This window comes from Pedobacter sp. (genome assembly GCF_039594775.1).
Classification (GTDB): domain Bacteria; phylum Bacteroidota; class Bacteroidia; order Sphingobacteriales; family Sphingobacteriaceae; genus Pedobacter.
The window spans coordinates 15544-35180 of the sequence record NZ_JBCNMT010000007.1 but is presented as its reverse complement, the minus strand read 5'-3'; the positions used below and the strand labels follow the sequence as shown (position 1 = coordinate 35180).

General features: G+C 38.1%; 20 protein-coding genes and 1 pseudogene. 11 read left to right on the top strand and 10 right to left on the bottom strand.

What is annotated here, in order from left to right:
* Positions 1-82: 82 nt before the first annotated feature.
* The 7 genes and pseudogenes from cysD to ABDV71_RS15720 all read right to left on the bottom strand — a co-directional run.
* Positions 83-1003: pseudogene (gene cysD / locus ABDV71_RS15750) on the bottom strand (sulfate adenylyltransferase subunit CysD); the annotation flags it as partial.
* Between the two features lie 280 nt (positions 1004-1283).
* Positions 1284-1976, bottom strand: coding sequence for a phosphoadenylyl-sulfate reductase (locus tag ABDV71_RS15745; protein WP_343534221.1), 693 nt, complete (start codon positions 1974-1976; stop codon positions 1284-1286).
* Positions 1976-3484 (bottom strand): TSUP family transporter, encoded by a 1509-nt coding sequence (locus ABDV71_RS15740; protein WP_343534219.1) that lies wholly within the window; start codon positions 3482-3484, stop codon positions 1976-1978. The genes ABDV71_RS15745 and ABDV71_RS15740 overlap by 1 nt, the downstream gene beginning before the upstream one ends.
* Positions 3468-4235: a uroporphyrinogen-III C-methyltransferase gene (gene cobA / locus ABDV71_RS15735; protein WP_343534216.1), complete on the bottom strand. Its 768-nt coding sequence runs from the start codon at positions 4233-4235 to the stop codon at positions 3468-3470. The genes ABDV71_RS15740 and cobA overlap by 17 nt, the downstream gene beginning before the upstream one ends.
* 64 nt (positions 4236-4299) lie before the next feature.
* On the bottom strand, positions 4300-6393 hold the full coding sequence (locus tag ABDV71_RS15730) for a nitrite reductase (protein WP_343534214.1): 2094 nt from the start codon (positions 6391-6393) through the stop codon (positions 4300-4302).
* Between the two features lie 639 nt (positions 6394-7032).
* Positions 7033-7470, bottom strand: a complete 438-nt coding sequence (locus tag ABDV71_RS15725) for an Rrf2 family transcriptional regulator (protein WP_343534212.1) — start codon at positions 7468-7470, stop codon at positions 7033-7035.
* A gap of 78 nt (positions 7471-7548) precedes the next feature.
* Complete coding sequence (locus ABDV71_RS15720) at positions 7549-8058, bottom strand: very short patch repair endonuclease (protein ID WP_343534210.1); 510 nt, start codon at positions 8056-8058, stop codon at positions 7549-7551.
* Between the two features lie 175 nt (positions 8059-8233).
* Between ABDV71_RS15720 and ABDV71_RS15715 the strand changes: the two genes are divergently transcribed.
* The 3 genes from ABDV71_RS15715 (at position 8234) to ABDV71_RS15705 (ending at position 11420) form a co-directional block, all read left to right on the top strand.
* Positions 8234-9301: a histidine kinase gene (locus tag ABDV71_RS15715; RefSeq protein ID WP_343534208.1), complete on the top strand. Its 1068-nt coding sequence runs from the start codon at positions 8234-8236 to the stop codon at positions 9299-9301.
* On the top strand, positions 9298-10041 hold the full coding sequence (locus ABDV71_RS15710; protein WP_343534206.1) for a LytTR family transcriptional regulator DNA-binding domain-containing protein: 744 nt from the start codon (positions 9298-9300) through the stop codon (positions 10039-10041). Before ABDV71_RS15715 ends, ABDV71_RS15710 begins: the two co-directional genes overlap by 4 nt.
* A gap of 77 nt (positions 10042-10118) precedes the next feature.
* The gene (locus ABDV71_RS15705; protein WP_343534205.1) at positions 10119-11420 is read left to right on the top strand and encodes a HAMP domain-containing sensor histidine kinase; all 1302 of its coding nucleotides are present in this window, start codon (positions 10119-10121) and stop codon (positions 11418-11420) included.
* Here ABDV71_RS15705 and ABDV71_RS15700 read toward each other — a convergent pair.
* Positions 11417-12868 (bottom strand): AAA family ATPase, encoded by a 1452-nt coding sequence (locus tag ABDV71_RS15700; protein ID WP_343534204.1) that lies wholly within the window; start codon positions 12866-12868, stop codon positions 11417-11419. The genes ABDV71_RS15705 and ABDV71_RS15700 overlap by 4 nt on opposite strands.
* A 181-nt stretch (positions 12869-13049) precedes the next feature.
* Here ABDV71_RS15700 and ABDV71_RS15695 point away from each other — a divergent pair, with 181 nt between their 5' ends.
* The 3 genes from ABDV71_RS15695 (at position 13050) to coaD (ending at position 14965) form a co-directional block, all read left to right on the top strand.
* The gene (locus ABDV71_RS15695) at positions 13050-13874 is read left to right on the top strand and encodes a DUF3822 family protein (protein ID WP_343534203.1); all 825 of its coding nucleotides are present in this window, start codon (positions 13050-13052) and stop codon (positions 13872-13874) included.
* Positions 13865-14392, top strand: coding sequence for an RsmD family RNA methyltransferase (locus tag ABDV71_RS15690; protein ID WP_343534201.1), 528 nt, complete (start codon positions 13865-13867; stop codon positions 14390-14392). The genes ABDV71_RS15695 and ABDV71_RS15690 overlap by 10 nt, the downstream gene beginning before the upstream one ends.
* A 111-nt stretch (positions 14393-14503) precedes the next feature.
* Complete coding sequence (coaD, locus tag ABDV71_RS15685; RefSeq protein ID WP_343534199.1) at positions 14504-14965, top strand: pantetheine-phosphate adenylyltransferase; 462 nt, start codon at positions 14504-14506, stop codon at positions 14963-14965.
* A 3-nt stretch (positions 14966-14968) separates the two neighbouring features.
* On the opposite strand, the gene ABDV71_RS15680 is transcribed toward coaD, so the two are convergent.
* Positions 14969-15412 carry a hypothetical protein gene (locus ABDV71_RS15680; RefSeq protein ID WP_343534197.1) on the bottom strand — a complete coding sequence of 148 codons (444 nt, stop codon included), beginning with the start codon at positions 15410-15412 and terminating at the stop codon, positions 14969-14971.
* Positions 15413-15651: 239 nt separating this feature from the next.
* Between ABDV71_RS15680 and ABDV71_RS15675 the strand changes: the two genes are divergently transcribed.
* From ABDV71_RS15675 to ABDV71_RS15665, 3 genes are read left to right on the top strand one after another with little or no spacing between them, the layout of a single operon-like run.
* A complete protein-coding gene (locus ABDV71_RS15675; RefSeq protein WP_343534195.1) occupies positions 15652-16542 on the top strand; it encodes a TraB/GumN family protein in 891 nt (296 codons plus the stop codon).
* Positions 16543-16572: 30 nt separating this feature from the next.
* Positions 16573-17076 (top strand): sigma-70 family RNA polymerase sigma factor, encoded by a 504-nt coding sequence (locus ABDV71_RS15670; RefSeq protein WP_343534193.1) that lies wholly within the window; start codon positions 16573-16575, stop codon positions 17074-17076.
* Positions 17066-17671 (top strand): hypothetical protein, encoded by a 606-nt coding sequence (locus ABDV71_RS15665; protein ID WP_343534191.1) that lies wholly within the window; start codon positions 17066-17068, stop codon positions 17669-17671. The genes ABDV71_RS15670 and ABDV71_RS15665 overlap by 11 nt, the downstream gene beginning before the upstream one ends.
* Positions 17672-17780: 109 nt before the next feature.
* On the opposite strand, the gene ABDV71_RS15660 is transcribed toward ABDV71_RS15665, so the two are convergent.
* Complete coding sequence (locus ABDV71_RS15660; protein WP_343534189.1) at positions 17781-18392, bottom strand: NUDIX domain-containing protein; 612 nt, start codon at positions 18390-18392, stop codon at positions 17781-17783.
* Between ABDV71_RS15660 and pyrE the strand changes: the two genes are divergently transcribed.
* A complete protein-coding gene (gene pyrE, locus ABDV71_RS15655; protein ID WP_343534187.1) occupies positions 18391-19044 on the top strand; it encodes an orotate phosphoribosyltransferase in 654 nt (217 codons plus the stop codon). The two genes, ABDV71_RS15660 and pyrE, sit on opposite strands and share 2 nt — an antisense overlap.
* A 29-nt stretch (positions 19045-19073) precedes the next feature.
* Positions 19074-19472: an SRPBCC family protein gene (locus ABDV71_RS15650; protein WP_343534185.1), complete on the top strand. Its 399-nt coding sequence runs from the start codon at positions 19074-19076 to the stop codon at positions 19470-19472.
* Positions 19473-19637 lie beyond the last annotated feature (165 nt).

Sequence of the window (19637 nt, the reverse complement as noted above, 5' to 3'; positions counted from 1 at the left end):
CTAGTGTGTTTATTATTGGTATTCAGCTATTAAATAGTCGACAAGTATGTCTAACTACTCTGTACTAACTACTAAATACTTATTAAAAATATCCTCCCTTTTTCCTGTCTTCCATGGCTGCTTCCGAAACCTTATCGTCCATACGGGCACCGCGTTCCGAAATTTTCGATTGGCTGATTTCCGCAATAATATCGTCAATCTGATCAGCCTCCGAAGCAATAGCTGCCGTACAAGAAATATCTCCAACAGTACGGAAACGTACTTTTTTACGCTCTACTACATCCTCCTCATCCATATTTACAAATGGTGAAGCCGCCATCAATTGTCCATTACGTGTAATTACATCACGGTCATGGGCAAAATAAATGCTTGGCAATTCAATATTTTCCCTGCGGATATAGTTCCAAACATCAAGTTCTGTCCAGTTACTAATAGGGAATACACGCACATTTTCGCCTTTATGGATTTTTCCGTTATAAATGTTCCACAACTCTGGACGCTGACGTTTAGGGTCCCACTGTCCAAACTCATCCCTTACCGAAAAAATACGCTCTTTAGCTCTGGCTTTTTCCTCATCTCTACGAGCACCGCCAATACAAGCATCAAACTGGTGCTTTTCAATCGTATCCAACAAGGTAACCGTCTGCAAAGCATTTCTACTAGCATTTTTACCCTTCTGCTCCACCACTTTTCCCTCGTCAATAGACTGCTGTACCGAGCCTACAATTAAACGTTCGCCCAAACGAGCCACCATTCTGTCGCGGTAATCAATCGTCTCCTCAAAGTTGTGTCCCGTATCAATATGCACCAAAGGAAAAGGAAATTTTCCTGGCCTAAAAGCTTTCTCTGCCAAACGAACCAAAGTAATGGAATCCTTACCTCCCGAAAATAGCAATGCAGGCTTTTCAAATTGCCCCGCTACTTCTCTCAAGATATGGATTGCCTCCGCCTCCAGCTCGTCCAAATAATCAAAATTATATTTACTCATTTTTTTGGTTGTGTCTTTTTTATTATTCGAAAAGCAGGTTGAATTGCCCTTCGCTTACTGTAGCCCCGCTATCCGTTTCAAGTTTGGCTTTCGGCAAGCTCAGCCTGGCAAACTTTCCACTACTATCGGGTTTATTTTTGTTGGGTTTGTGCTGGTATTTAACCCCTCTCTGCCTGCCGGCATCTCTCCCCTAAAAGGGAGAGAAAAATGCTTTGGAACGGAAGCAAAACTTTTCAACTTTACAACCTTCCAACTTTTCAACCATCACTAATTCCTGACCACTAGTACCTAATTCCTAACTAGCATGCAAACCGCATTCCTTCTTGCTTTGGTCTTCCCACCACCAACGGCCAGCCCTAAAATCCTCTCCTTCCCTAACGGCTCGGGTACAAGGAGCACAGCCAATGCTCGGGAAACCCTTATCATGCAAAGTATTGTACACAATGTTATGCTCTTTCACGTAAGCTTTCACGTCTTCCAGTGTCCAATCAAAAATCGGGTGAAACTTCAGCAACTGATTTCCCTCATCCCACTCAACATCCTCCATTCCCTCTCGGTTGACACTTTGGTCGGCTCTAATGCCTGTGATCCACAGCTCATTTCCAGCCAAGGCTCTTTTCAAAGGTTCAATTTTCCTAATATAACAACATTCTTTTCTGTTTTCTACAGATTCGTAAAAGCTATTAGGGCCTTTTGCTGCCACCATATCCTGTAACAAATCACTCTTCGGAAAATAGGCATGAATAGGCTGCTGATAAATTTCAAGCGTTCTGTTCCACACGTAATACGTTTCTGGAAAAAGCCTCCCTGTTTCCAAAGTGAATACCTTAATCGGAATTTTATTGGAAAATATCAGGTTTGTAATTACTTGGTCTTCCCAACCAAAGCTGGTAGAAAACACAATTTTATCTTTATATTTTTGGGACAGATATTCGAGTTTAGCAACAACATCCAAGCCCTCCAATTCTTTCTTCAATGTTCTAATCATCACTTACTTAATAATAAAAAAATGGTTCTTAAACTGGTAATGATGACGATAATGCCCACCATAATCATGATGGTTTTGGCATTTAAACGTTTGGTAAGTAATGCCCCAAATGGTGCCGCTATACAACCACCCAAAATTAAGCCCAAAATAATTTGCCAATGGGTTAAACCAATCATCATGATAAAGGTTAACGAACTGGCCAATGTCACAAAAAATTCGGTAAGGTTTACAGAACCAATGGTATAACGAGGGTGTCCACCTCTAGCAATTAAGGTTGAAGTTACAATGGGTCCCCAACCACCGCCACCTATCGAGTCCAAAAATGCACCAATAAAAGCCAAAGGACCAATTTTTTTCAACGGTTTGGTTTTCTTATGCTTGGCGATAGCTTTCAATAAAATCTTGATTCCCAAAAATAAGGTATAGGCAGATACAATAGGTTTGATAATATGGCCATAATTTTCTAAAGATGATAGAATATAGGCTCCTGCAATAGCGCCAATAATACCGGGCAACAATAGTTTCTTAAATAATTTGGTACGTACGTTACCGAAACGCAGGTGCATTAAACCAGAAACGCCACTGGTAAAAATCTCCGAGGCATGCACACTAGCGCTTGCCGCTGCAGGTGTTACCCCAAAAGAAAGCAGGAAAGTAGTAGCGCTTACGCCATAGGCCATTCCTAATGCCCCATCAACCAATTGCGCTAAAAAGCCACCTAAAATAAAATAAAGAATGGTACTATCCACTTGATCGGCCAAACCAACAGCCACGTCTCCCAATTTCGCAAATGGAATAAAGGACAAGAAGATATGTCCAACTACCATCAGCGCAATCACCGACAGCGACCAAATGATGATTTTTTTGGTATTGAATTTATTTTCCTTTTCTAAAAAAGTGGCTGTAATACCGTTCAACACTTTTACTTTGTGTTTAATGTCTCCATTAAGGTTATGCCTAATTTGATTAAGCTGCCCAATAGAATGGTCTATCTCCTGCGGAATAGCATTGTCCAATACTTCTTTCAACCTTTTGGCCATGGTTGGCGATTTACCATTGGTAGAAATAGCAATCTTCAAATCGCCTTTTTTTACAATGGAACCTAGGTAAAAGTCACATAGTTCGGGTTTATCTGCTACATTAATGAGCAAACCTTTTTCATGGGCCAAACTTCTTAGCTCAGTATTGAAAGTATTATCGTTGGTAGCGGCAAACACAATATCTACGTCCTCCAAATCATCAGCAGTAAAAGCCTTTTGCTTAATTTTTACGTTTGGCTTTTTCGCCGCAATTTCGAAAACAGCCGCATTAATCTCTTGCGCAATCACGGTCACCTTCGCTTCTTCACTATTGTTCACAATGGCGTTTAGCTTTTCCAGGCCCACCTCACCAGCACCAACCAATAAAGTACGCAGCTCATTCAGCTTAATAAATACCGGAAAAAGCTGATTACCGTTTTCGTTAGGCAATACTTCTGCTACTGTTTTTTGACTAGGAGATGGCTGCATATTGTTTGATTACATTTTTAAAGGACAGGTGTAAGGATACAACCTCTCCGAAAATCAACAAGGCAGGAGCCTCAATTTTCTCTTCATTAACTCTAGCTACAATATTTTGCACCGTACTGATAACCAGCTTTTCATTTTCGGCAGAACCATTTTGCACCACCGCAGCAGGCAATTGACTTTTTCCTGCGGCTTTAAAAATCTCAGCAATTTTTGGTAGTTGCTTCAAGCCCATTAAAATCACTACCGTAGCGTTGGATTGCGCTGCCTGATAAATATCTTCAGAAATTTGTCCACTGGTAGTAGTCCCTGTAATTACCCAAAAGCTTTCGCTCAAACCACGGTGAGTTACGGGTATTTGCTGCAATCCTGGTACGCCAATTGAACTAGAAATACCTGGAATAACTGATACGGGAATGCTATAAGAAGCTGCAAAATCTAGCTCTTCGTAACCACGGCCAAATACAAAAGGGTCACCACCTTTTAACCTCACAACGTGACCGTAGTTCAGTGCATAATCAATCATTAACCTGTTAATAGCGTCTTGCGAGTGAGAGTGTTCTCCCGAGCGTTTACCTACATATACCTTAATGGCGTCTTTCGGTGCATGCTCCAACAATGCTTCGTTGGTCAAGGCATCATATAATACTACATCAGCAGCCTGTAATGCTTTTACTCCCTTCAAAGTTAACAAATCTGGGTCGCCAGGACCGGCCCCTAATAAGGTTATCTTAGATTCTATATGTTTGTTCATTTTTTACAATTTTGAATGATTGAATTTTGAATTAGTGAATGGGCATTTAGAAAATTCCATCAGTTTAATTAGCTAATTCTGCGGTTCTCTTTGTTTTAATATCATTTAAAAACTGCGCAGCTTGTTCATGGTAAATCCTTGCAAATTCTTCTGAAGGCTCATTTTTGTTGATTTGTAAAACTAAATCCGAAAAGCTTTGTCCGAAATTGAACTCTCCAGTTTCTACATAATGATTATCAAATTCTCTAATTACCCCTGCTTGGGTGCTGCTATTTACGCTCTTATCAAGTAGTAGTGATTTTGCTGCACTCACCATCGAAGCATAAGTATGATAAATGGCATCGGCGTAAGCACCATTGTTTAATGAAGCAGTGGCCCAACCAAATTTCTCATCAGCCTCCAATAATAAAGTGGCTACCAGATCAATCACTACGCCAGCACATTCACCTACTCCAATTGCGGTAACAAAAGTTTCTTCATGTCCCCAATCCACAAACTCTTCTGTTTTTAGCGCTGTTAAATCTGCCAAAGGTTTCAATAGCTGATAGAAATAATCCTTTCCTTGTCTATCGTAATATTGATGGAAAGTTTCTCCTTCCTGGTTATTTTCTTTAAAATCGTTAAGCAAATAGTTCAACACACTTGTAGCACGTTTAGAAGGTACTTTAATCACGCGTTCTGCGACTCTACCATAGCCGTTTCCTACCGTACCACCACCCAGCATGACTTGCACGGCAGGTACCACTTTACCTTCGGCTTTTAAAGAACTTCCGTGGAAACCAATTTCGGCCAAACCATGCTGACCGCAAGAGTTCATACATCCACTGATTTTGATATTAATGTTCTTTTCGTAAATCAGCTCAGGGAAATCGTGGTAAATCACGTCTTCCAAAACTTCCGCTAAGGTCATGCTATTTGAAATGCCCAAATTACAGGTATCTGTTCCTGGACAAGTAGTAATATCGGCCAAGCTATCAAAACCTAGTGCTGTAAAACCAATTTGGTTTAACGCTACATATAGTGATGGCAAAGCCTCTTTTCTCACAAATTTCAGTAACAAGCCTTGGTTTTGCGTAATTCTAATTTCGTCAGCTACAAAAGGCTTAACAGCTTCTACAAAAGCCCTAGCTTTATCTGTTTTAATATCGCCGATGGTTACTTTAACGTATACACCATAAAAACCTTGTTGCTTTTGTTCAATCACGTTGGTAGCCAACCAGTGCTGGTAATGTTGCTCATTTTCAATCGCCACTGCTGCATAATCCTGTTGGGCTTGTGGTTCAGGTTGAGGAACCGCCGTAACATCTACCTTAAACGTTTTTACTTTATTGGCAATTTTCTCTTCCTCTACTAAACGTAATACCTCTTCCAAACCAAGTTTTTGAACTAAATATTTCAAACGGGCTTTGTTGCGGTTGTTACGTTCGCCATATCTGTCGAACACACGTAACACGGCTTCTGTATAAGGAATCAATTGGTCTTCATGTAAAAATTCATGAACTGGACTAGCTAAAAATGGCTGCGCACCCAAACCTCCTGCAAACATGACTTTAAAGCCACGCTCTCCTTTTTCATTGATTTTAGGGATAAAACCTAAATCGTGGATATAACTATAGGCAGTATCTTTATCGCTCGAAGAGAAAGAAATTTTAATCTTCCTACCCATTTCCTGGCAAATTGGATTACGCAGAAAATAGGAGAATACCGCATGAGCATATGGAGAAACATCGAAAGGTTCGTCTGGGTCAATTCCCGAATTGGGCGATGAAGTAACATTACGAACCGTATTTCCACAAGCTTCGCGCAAGGTAATGTCGTCCTGTTCTAGTTTAGCCCAAAGCTCTGGAGTTCTGTCTAAACTTACATAATGTATTTGGATATCCTGACGGGTAGTTAGATGTAAATTACCACTGCCATATTCATCGGCAATATCCGCAATGCGCAACAGTTGCTTAAAAGTTACCTTACCAAAGGGCAATTTGATACGTACCATTTGTACTCCCGGCTGGCGCTGACCGTAAACACCTCGAGCCAAACGAAGGCTTCTAAATTTTTCTTCGTGTATGGTACCATCACGGAAGGCTCTAATCTTACGTTCAAGATCAATAATATCCTGCTCTATGATTGGATTTTCAAGTTCTGTTCTAAAACTTTGCATTGGTTGTTTGTTGTGCTTTTATTCAAAAAATGCCTCTCTTGTAGGAGAAGCATCTATGTTTATATCTTTAAAATCATATATATAGTTCTCCCTTACCTTGCTCTATCGCAATAGTTCATGATTAATTTTGGCATGGAACAACATATAAATATCGATTTCATCTGGCAAATATATAAAGTATATAGAAATAGTAGTAATTATTTTTAAAGTTTTTTCAAATTCATAGAAATAGATGACAGTTTCTAAGGAATGATTATTGGATGGAAAAATGAGGAAAATCTATTGAAAAGAGTGGGCCTTATTATAAAATCTGCGGGGAAATCAGCGTAATCCGTGGTAAAGAAATAATAAAAAAAACCTCCCGCGGATTTTCGCAGACATACATAATCTACTAAACCTCTGATTTAAGAAGATAAGGACATCGTGTTCTAATAAAAATCTGCGAGGAAATCAGAGTAATCTGCGGGAAACATAAAGCAACCTTAAAAGATTTCTCCGCTACGGTCGAAATGACGTAATAGGAACGGTATTGGTTAAGAAACTAAACACCTAACAAACCAACCAACGAAACAACTATTACAATCTGCGGGAAAACAATTAACCAGTTAAACAAATAACCGATTAACCAAAATACAACAATTAGATTTCTAGCTTAAGCTTGTCTTCCCTACCGATAATGTCTGCGATGCTCGTTTCACCAAGGATTTTAAGGGTTGCATCTCTTACATCAATGAAAGCACTTCTAATGCCACAAGTTACCTCATCGGTACATTCATCGCATTTGTGATAAAAGTTCAAGCTGGCGCAAGGCAACATGGCCACTGGACCATCGGTTAAACGTAAGATTTGCACCAAGTAAATATCTTCTGGATTTTTATTGAGACTATAGCCACCACCAGCTCCTTTTTTACTGTAAAGAAAGCCCGCATTGCGCAAGTCCAACAAAATCTGCTCTAAAAATTTCTTTGGGATGTGCTCCTCCTCTGCAATTTTTGAAATTTGCATGGGAGGTTGGTTCATATTTTTACCTAGCGCAACGAGCGCTTTAATGGCATACTTAGTCTTTTTAGAAAGCATAGACAAATGTAGTAATTTTTTGCTTAGCTAGTAATTTGGTTAGTTTGTTGTTTGGCCGCTTAGGAATGGTGTGCTCCCCTACTTTTCGTAATTCTCTGGTATCCTTCCCTTTTTTGCGGCCTCAATATAGAGTTTTATTTGATTAATGCTTGCACCTAAATGTTGTTTAATTTCATGCTCCCAAAAACGCATCACCACATAGCCTAAAGATTGAAGCGCATAGTTTACAAATCTATCTCGCTGCATATTACGCTCTATTTTAGGCACCCAAAATTGTAGGTTAGTTTTAGGTTTTCGCTGCTGCCACTGATAGCCATGCCAAAAATCACCATCGATAAAAATGGCCAACTGATACTTCTCTATCACCAAATCCGGTCGACCCGGCAAATCCTTACGATGAATACGATAACGAATGTTCTCCTTCCAAAGTGCTTTCCTGAGCATTAATTCGGGCTTGCTATTGCTCCCTTTAATTTTGGCCATAGTTTTACTACGCTGCTTGGTGGTATAAAAACCAGCACTTTCCTCAAAGCGTGGCACTTTGATCGCATCCTCTTCAACGATATAAAACTTATGCTTTTTTTTCATGCAAGTACAAAAATAAGGTTTAATCAATTACCAGTTATCAAGCTAACACGACTGCTGAACTTCTATTTCATGCAACCCATCGCATTTCTGTATTGGAGTTGAGCTAGTCTGCGCATATTTACAACATATTCATCACTACTTTTTGTTTTGTTATTGTATTTTTACCTGTGTTCAAATGGCCTTAACGTTAAAGAAATTCTTCGAAAACAAACTTGTTAAACACAATATTAAATATACTGTTATAGGTATTATTGTGGGCGTATGCATTAGCCTTTTGATTGCGATGGTTAGCAAAAATGGCATATTTATCAGGCAAACTTTCTTTAATATTCTCTTTAGTGTATTTATTAGTCTAGCCATTTCAAACATCTTTTCTACCTTTCAAAAATATAGTCAAAAATTTACCCGGCGCTTTTGGCAGCTTATTCTACTTTATTATACCTGTAACCTATTAGGCATGTTGATAGGTATCGAAGTATGTTATCTGATCATTTCCATATTCTATAATTTTTCCTATGAACCTTTTAGTCATGTTCAAGATTACAAATCTATTTCGTTAATTGTTTTTATTGTAGGTACTATTATGTTGCTTTACCATTTACAGCAACGTAATGCGGAAAATGCACTAAAGGCGAAGGATGCAGACCTCATTAGGAGTAATCAGCTTAAAGCCCAAGCAGAATTGCAAGCCCTGCAGTCTAAAATCAATCCTCATTTTTTATATAATGCACTAAACGCCATTACCAGTTTAATTCATGAAGACCCCGACAAAGCAGAAGACATGACCATTAAACTTTCTAAGCTGTTTAGGTACAGTATTAACTCCCAACAACAGAATTATTGTACGTTAAAAGAGGAAATAGATATTTTGAACACTTATCTGTCCATTGAAAAGGTAAGGTTTGGGAGCAGAATTAATTTTAATATTGAAATTGATGAAAGTATTGCTTCTATAGACTTTCCCAGGTTTTTATTACAGCCATTAGTGGAAAATGCTCTGAAGCACGGCTTAAAAGACACCTTTGAAAATGGCTTACTTGAGGTTAAGGTAGCTCCCAAAAACAGTAAGCTACAAATCTTAGTGACAGATAACGGCATCCCCTTCCCTGATGAACTGGTTGCTGGATATGGGCTGCAAAGCACATTCGATAAATTAGCTTTGCTCTATCCCAACGAACATGAAATCGAATTAATTAACCAACCTCAAAAACAAATCAAAATCTCCATCCCTTTAAGCGCATGAATTGGAAAACCATTATTATTGAAGATGAACAACTGGCCAGACAAAGACTGAAAAGGCTGCTAGGCAATTATCAAGAAGTTGAAATTATTGCCGAGGCCGAAAATGGATCAGAAGGGCTTGAATTGATTAATCAACATGAACCTGACTTAATATTTTTGGATATAGAGATGCCGGTTTTGAATGGTTTTGAAATGTTGGCAAAACTTGGTGAACATCAGCCTAAAGTGGTTTTTACAACTGCTTATGATCAATATGCGATTAAGGCATTTGATGAGGGTTCAATTGATTACCTGCTTAAACCCATTGAGCTGGAACGATTAGACAAAACCATCCATAAGCTAAAACAGACCAATTTGGCCAAACCTGTGTTGGCACTTGAGGACCTTTTACAGCAAATTAAAGGCAAAACCGTTCAAAAAACGCTTACCGTAAAACTTGGGGATAGAATTCTGCTTATCAAAATAGACGATATTATCCATATACAGGCGGAGGAAAAATACGTATTCCTATATACGATTGACGGTAAAAAACACCTCACAGACTATACGCTTTCGACCTTGGAAGCTAAATTACCAGAAGATTTTATCCGTATTCACCGCAGCGACATCATCAACACCAATTACATTAACGAAATCAGAAGAGGATTTAATGGCGCCTTAATTTTTGTGATGAATAACCAATCGAAAGTTAGTTCCAGCAGGTCAAACAGCGAAAGTTTGCGTACCCGCTTCGGGATCTAAGTGTATTTACCTGTTTTCACATTTTTGTTTCACAATAAGTAAAAGCTTTGTTACTTTTGTTTAACCAGACAAATAACTTGCTACACTTTTTAACATACCGAACACCTTCTAAATTTTTAAAAGCTTTTGATGAATACGCTGCAGATAGCAATCTGAATTTTGTAAAGATCATTAGCTCGATCATCTTAATTCTCGGTACAATTTCCCGAACATTAGCCATTGTTTTCCATCAAGATGCTATGGAAATACAGGGCTATGATGACCTTTCACTAAACAACTGGTTTCAGTTGACTTTCTCTGTTATATTTTTGTGTATTAGCATTTATGCAAAAAACAAACAGCTACCTCTTCTTTATAAAAAAATAATCGTACTTGCTTTTGTAGCATTTTTCCTTACCTCTGCTTTTAACATCAGCTATATCATTTCATTGCACAATACTAAGAATACACTATTTGTATTTCTAGTGGGGATTGTAGCAGCCAGCCTTTTTTTCGCCATTGAATATAAGTATATGAAGCTTTTGGTGATTTATATTGTCGCCTTATATTTCGCTGCCACACAGTTTTCACATCTCGCCAATCAGCAAAAGATTGTGAATTTTATGGCGGGCATTATACTTGGAATGGTATTGCTGAGTTTTTCGAGATATAGTTATTACTTTAAATCATCGCATTTCGTACAGATTAAAGAATTGGAAGAAAAGAACATCGAAATAGCCCATTTAAATAATCAGAAAGGTGAAATCCTCTCCTTTGTGGCCCATGATTTAAGGGCTCCATTAAATAATATTGAAGCACTTAGCCAAATGATGCTATTTGAAAAAGGGGACCAAGGGGAAACCAAAATGATTTACAACTCAGCTTTACAGGCCAAAAATATTATCAACGATTTAATAGAAGCAGTAAGAACCAGTCAGCCCGAACTGCAAAAAGAAACCTTTGAACTAAATCCCTATCTGCAAAAAATCGTTAGCAAATGGGAAACCAACACCGACAGAAAGATTGTTTTCAGCAAAGGAAACGAGCATTTGAGATTGAGTGCCAATGCCTCAAAGTTGGAACGAGTAATTGATAATCTTATTAGTAATGCACTTAAGTTCTCGAGCGTCGACAAGGAAATTAATGTACTAGCTAGCAACGTGAAAAACAAAGCCTTTATAAAGGTGAAAGACAATGGCATCGGCATACCTTCCGAGCTACAGTCACATATTTTCGAACAATTCTCCAAAGCAGGTAGAAAAGGCCTTCAAGGGGAAAAATCTATCGGACTGGGGCTACATATCTCGCACAAAATTATTGAGCAACATCAGGGTGAGCTTTTGGTAAACAGCGTTGAAAACGAAGGAACGACCTTTACTATTCAACTGCCACTGGTTTAGTAGTCTTCATCTTCTACTTTGCCTGCAAACAAATCTTTGCCAAAGTTCACCAAGAAAAGTTCTCGTTTTGCTCTTGTAACCGCCGTGTATAACCAGCGCATAAAATCAAGATCAATCATGTCTTCCGTTAAAAAACCTTGATCTACAAAAACCGCATCCCATTGCCCGCCCTGTGCCTTGTGGCAAGTAACCGCATAAGCAAATTTGATTTGTAACGCATTATAATAAGGGTCTTGTTTAATGGCCTGCAAGCGTTCTTTTTTATTGGTAATGTGTTCGTAATCCAACAACAATCCTTCGTACAGCTTCTTGCTCGCTTCGTAAGGTAAGTTCGCACTTTCAATCTGCAGGGTATCCAACAACACTTTACAGGTAATTGCACCCATGTCAGGAAAATCTACCAACTCCAATTGTACCTCCGCAAAGCGAAACCCATATCTTTCCTCTTCCCTACGTACCCTGATCACCTTGGCCATATCGCCATTGGCAATAAAGGCAGTTTCATTATCATCAGGCAACCAAAAGTAATTGTTTCGCACCACCATGATATAGTCCCCCCCACTCAATTCATCGTCCCTATAGAGCAAACGTGATCTAATTTGGTTGTTATAGATATTGGCCGATTTATTTGACCTGCATACCACCAAAGCATTTTCAAGACCATATTTACTGTAAGCATATTCCAAGCCTTCCACAAATTTTAGGCCTGTCATCCTAAAAATATCCTTATAACCTTTGGTAATGAATTTTGGCCATTTGGGTTGGTCATCGTAAGTGTTCACCAATTTCCTGAGCATGGTGGCATTGGCCAAAATACCCGATTTCTTTTCCTGCCTAACTACTTCTGTTAGTTCAACAGCGGTTACCTCGAGATGAAAGTTGCTACTGATGTATGCTGGATTTAAAGCTGGACTGTCTATGCTACCTACTGGAGGAAGCTGGGCGGTATCACCAACAAACAACAAGAAACAGTTTTTAGACTTGCCTTCTGGTGATGGCTGAAAAACAAACTCTAACAAATCGCCTAAAAATGACGAACCTCGCTGTGCATTCCATTCATCGGCAATCATGGAGGCTTCATCTACAATGAAAACCGTATTTTGTGCTAAATTAGGAGCCAGTTGGAAAACCAAATCCATATCCATTGCCGCTTTTTTACGGTAGATTTTTTTATGGATGGTCAATGCTTTCTGTCCCGTATAGTTGCTCATCACCTTAGCGGCCCTACCTGTTGGTGCCAGCAGTATAGACCTTAAGCCAAACTTTGGCAATGCCTTTACCAGCGCAGCAACCGAAGTGGTTTTACCTGTTCCTGCATAGCCTTTTAGCACAAAGCAAGCTTCTGCATTGGACCGGCTTAAAAAGCTAGCCGCATGCTCGCAAAATAGCAATTGTTCTTTTGTAGGTGCAAATGGATAGGATTGTGCAATCAGCTGGGCTTTGTCCATTTGGCAAAGATGCGAAATATGCCACAGATGCACAGATATTATTCATTAGCAAAGCGCTATTATATCCCGCCGCCGGACTTCCTTATAAAAGAGGAGAATTTCGATATCGGAGAGAAAAACATCTGTGCATCTGTGGCAATAAAAATCCATTTTTAAAAAAAAGAACTATTTTTGTTGATACATGAGCAATAACAGCATTTTATTAATTGACCCCAACTTTGAACCTGCAAACAGTACCAATTTAAGCTTGTTGGTAAAAATAGGTGCCGACACCTTCTCATACGCCATTATTGACAACGAGAAAAACTTTGTTCATGCGGTTTATGATGAGCAGGAATGCGAAAATGGATACGAAAAACTGAATGAACGGTTAAAAAGTGACAGCTATTTGCAACTTGCTTACAAGCAGGTAACTGTTGCCACACACACCAACAATATTGTTTTTGTACCTCAAGAGCTGTTTGATGAGCATAATGTAGCCGTTTATACGAAATACTTTGAGGAAACAGATTCAAATACGGTATACGTACAACCTTCTTTACAACAAACCATTCGCACGGTATTCTCTTTGCCCCTATTTGCCGAAAAAACAATCAATGAACGTTGGCAAACTGCCACAAGATTGTACCATAACGCTGGATTGGTAGAATTAGCGACCAATCTTCAGCAAGACACCATACTGATTGACTTTACAGTAGGTTCGTTCCAATTCATCTACCTTAAACATCAAAAAGTAGCTTTCATGCAGAGCTACCAGTTTGAAGACCTTGAAGAGCTTACCTATTATCTATTGCTCATCATCAACCAGTTAAACATCAGTACTGAAGCTACCGAAATTAAAGTTTGTGGTATTATCCATGAAGGTGATGACAAATGGAAACTCCTTAGTCAATATTTCAACCAAGTTGATTTGCTAATACTAAAGGCCAATTTGGACACCAATATCCTAGATGATATGCCTTCACATTATTACACTGGCTTACTTTCTTTACAACAATGCGTATAGTTGGTGGTAAATTAAAGGGTTTGCAATTTCATGCGCCTGCAAAACTTCCGGTAAGGCCAACCACTGATATGGCCAAAGAAGCATTGTTCAATATCTTGTTAAACAGCTATGATTTCGACGAATGTAAAGTACTCGACCTTTTTACGGGCACTGGTAATATCAGCATCGAATTTGCTTCCCGTGAGGCAGGTAATATCACCTCTGTAGATAAACATCCTGGTTGTATAGCTTGGCTTAAAACCGTGAAGGATAAGCACCAATTAGCTATTGATATCAGAAAGGCAGATGCTTTTAAATTTTTGGAACAGACCTCTGAGAAGTACGACATCATTTTTGCCGACCCTCCTTATGATTTGCCCAACATTCCTTTATTACCTCAATTGGTGGCGAAACATCAGTTATTGAAAGAAAATGGCGTGTTGGTTGTAGAACATCCATCGATGCTAAAACTAGACCAACAGCCAGGGTATGTGGAAACCCGCAAATATGGTTATTCTTCGTTTAGCTTCTTTAAATAGATAAAAGAACAAGGATAAAAGAGCAAAGACTTATATAAAACGTTAGTTTTCTTGCAATTTATCTTTATTCCTTATTCTTTGTTCCTTTATCCTTTTCAACTATCTTTGAACATGAAAATTGCTCTATTTCCTGGCTCATTTGACCCTATCACCATTGCACACGTTGATATTTTAAAACGGTCGTTACCCCTATTTGATAAAATTGTGGTTGGCATTGGTTTGAATAGTTCTAAGCAAAGCTTCCTTTCTGCCCAAAAAAGGGAAGAGATTGTAAAAAGCATTTTCGTTAACGACAGTAATGTTGAAGTTCAACTATACCAAGGATTGACGATTGATTTTTGTAAGAAGATTAACGCTACCTACATGGTAAGGGGTATCCGTTCCGCCTCAGATTTTGAATATGAGCGTGCCATTGCACAAATCAACAAAAGTATGATGCCCGAAGTAGAGACCATTATTTTATTAAGTCGTCCAGAATACTCGGCCATTAGCTCTACTATCGTCAGAGATATTCTAAGAAACAATGGCGATGTAAGTCAGTTTGTTCCTACAGAAGCGCTAGCATTTCTGTAGAAGTTATTCCAAAATAACTAAAGCATAAGAATAACCTGTATTGAAAGGCAACGGAGCCTTGTATTTAAATTGTGTTTTGGTGAGCTCCAGTACTATAGATTTAACACCGTCTATTGATATTTCTTTGGTGTCTCTATTATAACTATAAGTTGATTGTTTGATATCCTGCTCTCCATCTATACATTTGATTTTTCCAGTATGTAACAAAAGCGTACCATCTTTTTTAAACTCAAATATATTATCTCGAAAGCACTCGGCAACAACATAAGAAATAGTGTTAGCATCTGTCCCCCCAGAAGAAGGATTTTTATCAACAAGACTAAACTTCCACGTTTTAGAAGTTAAAATGTCTATTGGATCTTGTTCCTTGTCCTTCTCTTTTTTACAACCAAAGCATAAAAACATCAAACTTAAACCAAGCAACAACTTTAGGAAATGATTTTTCATTTATTAATTTAGATTTCAATAAAAGTATTAAAAACGACAAAAATATAGGTAATAGAATTAAAAAAGATATTCTATTTCTTAAAACCGTTAGGAAAACAAACTCAAAGAAAGTTCTGAATAGTCATTAAAATAAAATATTAAAAATCAACAACTTAAAAAAATCTCATCTTTTTTATATTTTTTATTGTAACGTTTTCCCACAACGCCTACTAATGGTTTAAATTAAAATCTTAAACACCATGAAATCATTAGTAAAAAACGTAATAGCCAAAACTGTAAAGTTAGCCGTATTATCTGCCATAGCTGTTGCACCTATTAACAGCGCCTTTAGTCAAAAAGCAAAAACCACTTCCCTACTTTGGAAAATTGAAGGCAATGGTCTACAAAAACCTTCCTACTTGTTCGGTACTCACCACACGCTTTGTGAAGGTGACTATAACATGCCTCAAAAAGTAAAAGATGCGATGAACAGTACTGAGCAAAGCTATTTAGAAATTAATTTAGCTGCCCCAAATCTGGCTGAGGAAACGAAAAAATACATCGCCAATGCCCAACCATTAAGCACCATGGTAAGTAAAGAAGATGCACATTATGTCGATTCTCTATTACAAGTAAAACTTAAAACAAATTTAAAGAAGGTAGAAAATTTAAAACCATTAGTGATCTTAAATGCATTATTGCAGTCCTCCCTGCCTTGTAAAATCGCTAGTATTGAAAGTGAAGTTATTAAAGCTGCCAAAGCTTCCGATAAAGAAATAAAAGGCTTGTCAAGTATAGAAGAGCAATATTCATTTTTAGACAAGATTTTTAGACCAAAGGATTTTGTACCATATTTGAAAATGTGGTCTGACGAAGAGCTAAAAAAATTAATGGCCAAACTCAAAGCAGCTTACTTAACTGAAGACGTGGAAAAAATAGACGAATTGATGGAAACTTTTTATACTGCAGACCCTGAAGCCTATCGTAACCTGCTGCCAATACGCAATCATCTATGGGCTGATAGAATGCCAGCAATAGCTAAAGAAAAACCAACATTTTTTGCTGTAGGCTCTGGCCACTTACAAGGTAAAGAAGGATTAGTGGAATTATTGCAAGCCAAAGGATTTAAAGTAACTCCAGTATTTAACTAAATATCTGCTCCCTTAAAAGAACGCCAATCCATGCACGATACCCAGAAAATATTCCTGCAGCAAATCAACGAGAACAAAGGCATTATCCATAAAGTTGCTAAAATGTATATGGATAATCCTTTGGATCAGGAAGATCTGTTTCAAGAAATTGTCATGCAGCTTTGGAAAGCCTATCCTTCCTTTAAGGGTACCAGTAAATTCTCTACCTGGATGTATCGAGTAGCTTTAAATACGGCCATTGTATTCTTTAAAAAAGATAACCGAAAAGTAGATAAGGCTTCATTAAATGAACATCTAGAAGTAGCTGATTTTAGCGACAGCCACGAAAAGGAAGAGAAACTGGCCTATCTCTACAAAGCCGTACAGGAACTTAATCAGATTGAAAAAGCTTTGATATTCCTATTTCTCGAAAACCAGTCGCATAGGGAAATTGCACAAAACTTAGGTATTACAGAAGTGAATGCCCGAGTAAAACTAAACAGAACGAAAGAAAAATTACAACAGATTATTAAAAAGAACGGTTATGAATTTTGAACAATTAAAAGACGAGTGGAACAACAATAACACTCAGCATCAAGAGATATCCGAAAGCATGCTTAAACTTAAAGAAGCACGTACGCCTATTGATAAAATAAGGAAACAGATGAAACACGAATTTATAGTACAACTGCTTTCACTGGCACTAGGTGTATTTATTCCCGCAATATTCTCTTTTTCAACACCTTTAAAATCTACCTATTTTATATTTTATGGTATTATAGTGGCTTTTTGCACCTACTATTTCTATAAGTTCTATCGTTTCTACAAGCACTCTTATGATTTAAGTATAGACAGCAGAAAGAACTTATTATGGTTTTACTACGAAATGAAACTTAACGTTGAGCTATACAAAGCATTAACTTACATTATAGGTTTCATCATGATTTCTTTCTGTGCAACTGCGCTTTTCTTAACCAAAAATGATTTACTGGCAAGAATTTTAGAAAAACTGTCGCTAACCTATATTGTACTGAACGCGTTTATCACTATCCTGATCATCGGTGTTCTTACAGAGCTTTGGGCCCGCTTTTATTACGGCAAACACATTAAACAAATCAAAGAGATTATTGATAGCCTTGATGAAGAATAGGTTTTACCCTCTCTGCCCTTTGGGCATCTCTCCCAGAGGGAGAGAGTTGCAAATAATCGTATTCTCAATAGATGGAATAGCCTAAAGAGGGAAACAATCTATATAAGCTTTAAAGCAATTTTTCGCTTTTTAAAACATCTATAATTAAAGGATAGGTGTTTTTTATTTTGGCCTTGATTTCATAAGGAGCAATCCAAGCCGCTTCGGTAATGCCTTCTTCTACTTGTGGTATCAGTTTTGGACTTCCCTTTACCGTCATATGATACCAATTGGTTCTTTTTAAGATCAGGTCGTTACCTATTTCGTAAACGTGATAGGTTTTACAAACTCTTTCATTTCTCTGCTCTATTTTAACTCCACATTCTTCTTCAACCTCCCTCACTGCAGCAACTTTCATTTTCTCTCCCTTTTCTACCTTCCCTTTAGGTAAATCCCATTTTTTATTTCTAAATATGAATAGGAATTCGCCCTTGGCGTTAGTTACCAAACCTCCGGCCGCCTTTATGATTGTTAAATCGTTTTTGATTTTCTTAAATACAGATTGGGGGCTCTTGGTCAGTAGAAGGTAATGTTTTTGTTTACTGTTCTTAAGGTTTTTGTAGAAAGACCTAAAATCAAACCCCTCTGCTTCAATCTGTTGTATTTTACCAATTTCGGCAGGAAGCTCATGAGTTATAAACAAAGTGTTGTCGTTAATATAAATTCTGTATTTTTGCGCCATGTACAATAAAAGTGATATTGAATTAAAGGTAGCTGAATTTTTGTTACAAATTAAAGCAATTAAATTACAACCTACTAATCCATTTACTTGGGCTTCGGGCTGGAAATCGCCAATCTACTGTGATAACCGCATAACTTTATCTCATCCGGCGGTAAGAACTTACATCCGCCAAAAACTTGCTCAATTGATCCAAGAAGAGTATGGTGCTGTTGATGTGATTGCAGGTGTAGCTACGGCAGGTATTCCGCAAGGGGTTTTGGTTGCACAAGAGCTAGGTTTACCTTTTATCTATGTTAGATCAAAGGCTAAGGAACATGGCACCGGTAGTTTAATAGAGGGCGAAATTGTAGAAGGACAACGTGTAGTAGTGATTGAAGACTTAGTTTCGACTGGAAAAAGCAGCTTACAGGCTGTAGAGGCCTTACGCAATGCAGGACTTTCTGTAGCAGGTTTGGTCGCCATTTTCACCTATGGTTTACAACAAGCCGACGATAACTTTGCAGCTGCGAAATGTAGATACTCTACCCTTTCTAACTACAAAGCACTGATTGACTATGCTGCCGAACATGGTTTTATTCCAAAATCGGAAATTGAGTTTTTGAACAAATGGCGTGAAAACCCAGCGGAATGGGGAAAAAGCGAGACCGCTTAAGACTTGTCGGACACAAAACCTATATATAAATGACAATCATTGAAAGTAACGCTGAAATTAATTTACCTGTAGCACAGGTTTATCAGTTTCTTGCTGATTTGAACAATCATCAGCAATTAATGCCAGAAAATATATACAACTGGTCTTCTACTGCCGACACGGCAAGTTTCACCATCCAGAATATGGCTAAATTGGCCATTCATATTTCTGAAAGGGTAGAAAACGAGAAGTTGGTAGCTATACCTACCGAAAAACCACCATTTGATCTATCGTTACAGTGGACGGTAACCGATAATGGAAACGGTACTACTTCTGCAAAACACATCATCTCTGCAGATTTGAACATGATGATGAAGATGTTGGCTTCTGGACCTCTACAAAAACTGGCAGATTATCAGACAAAAAAGCTAAAAGATATTTTAGGATAATACATAAAGGAAGTTCAAAAGACTTCCTTTTTTTATTTTCAGATATTTTGAAAATCAATAACAGCATTTCATCGGATTTTCAATCCCGCTATCTGCTTTACTTCAGGGCAAACACACAGGTTTGCCCCTACTTGCTCGCTCCTATCGGGTTTATTTAACAAATGC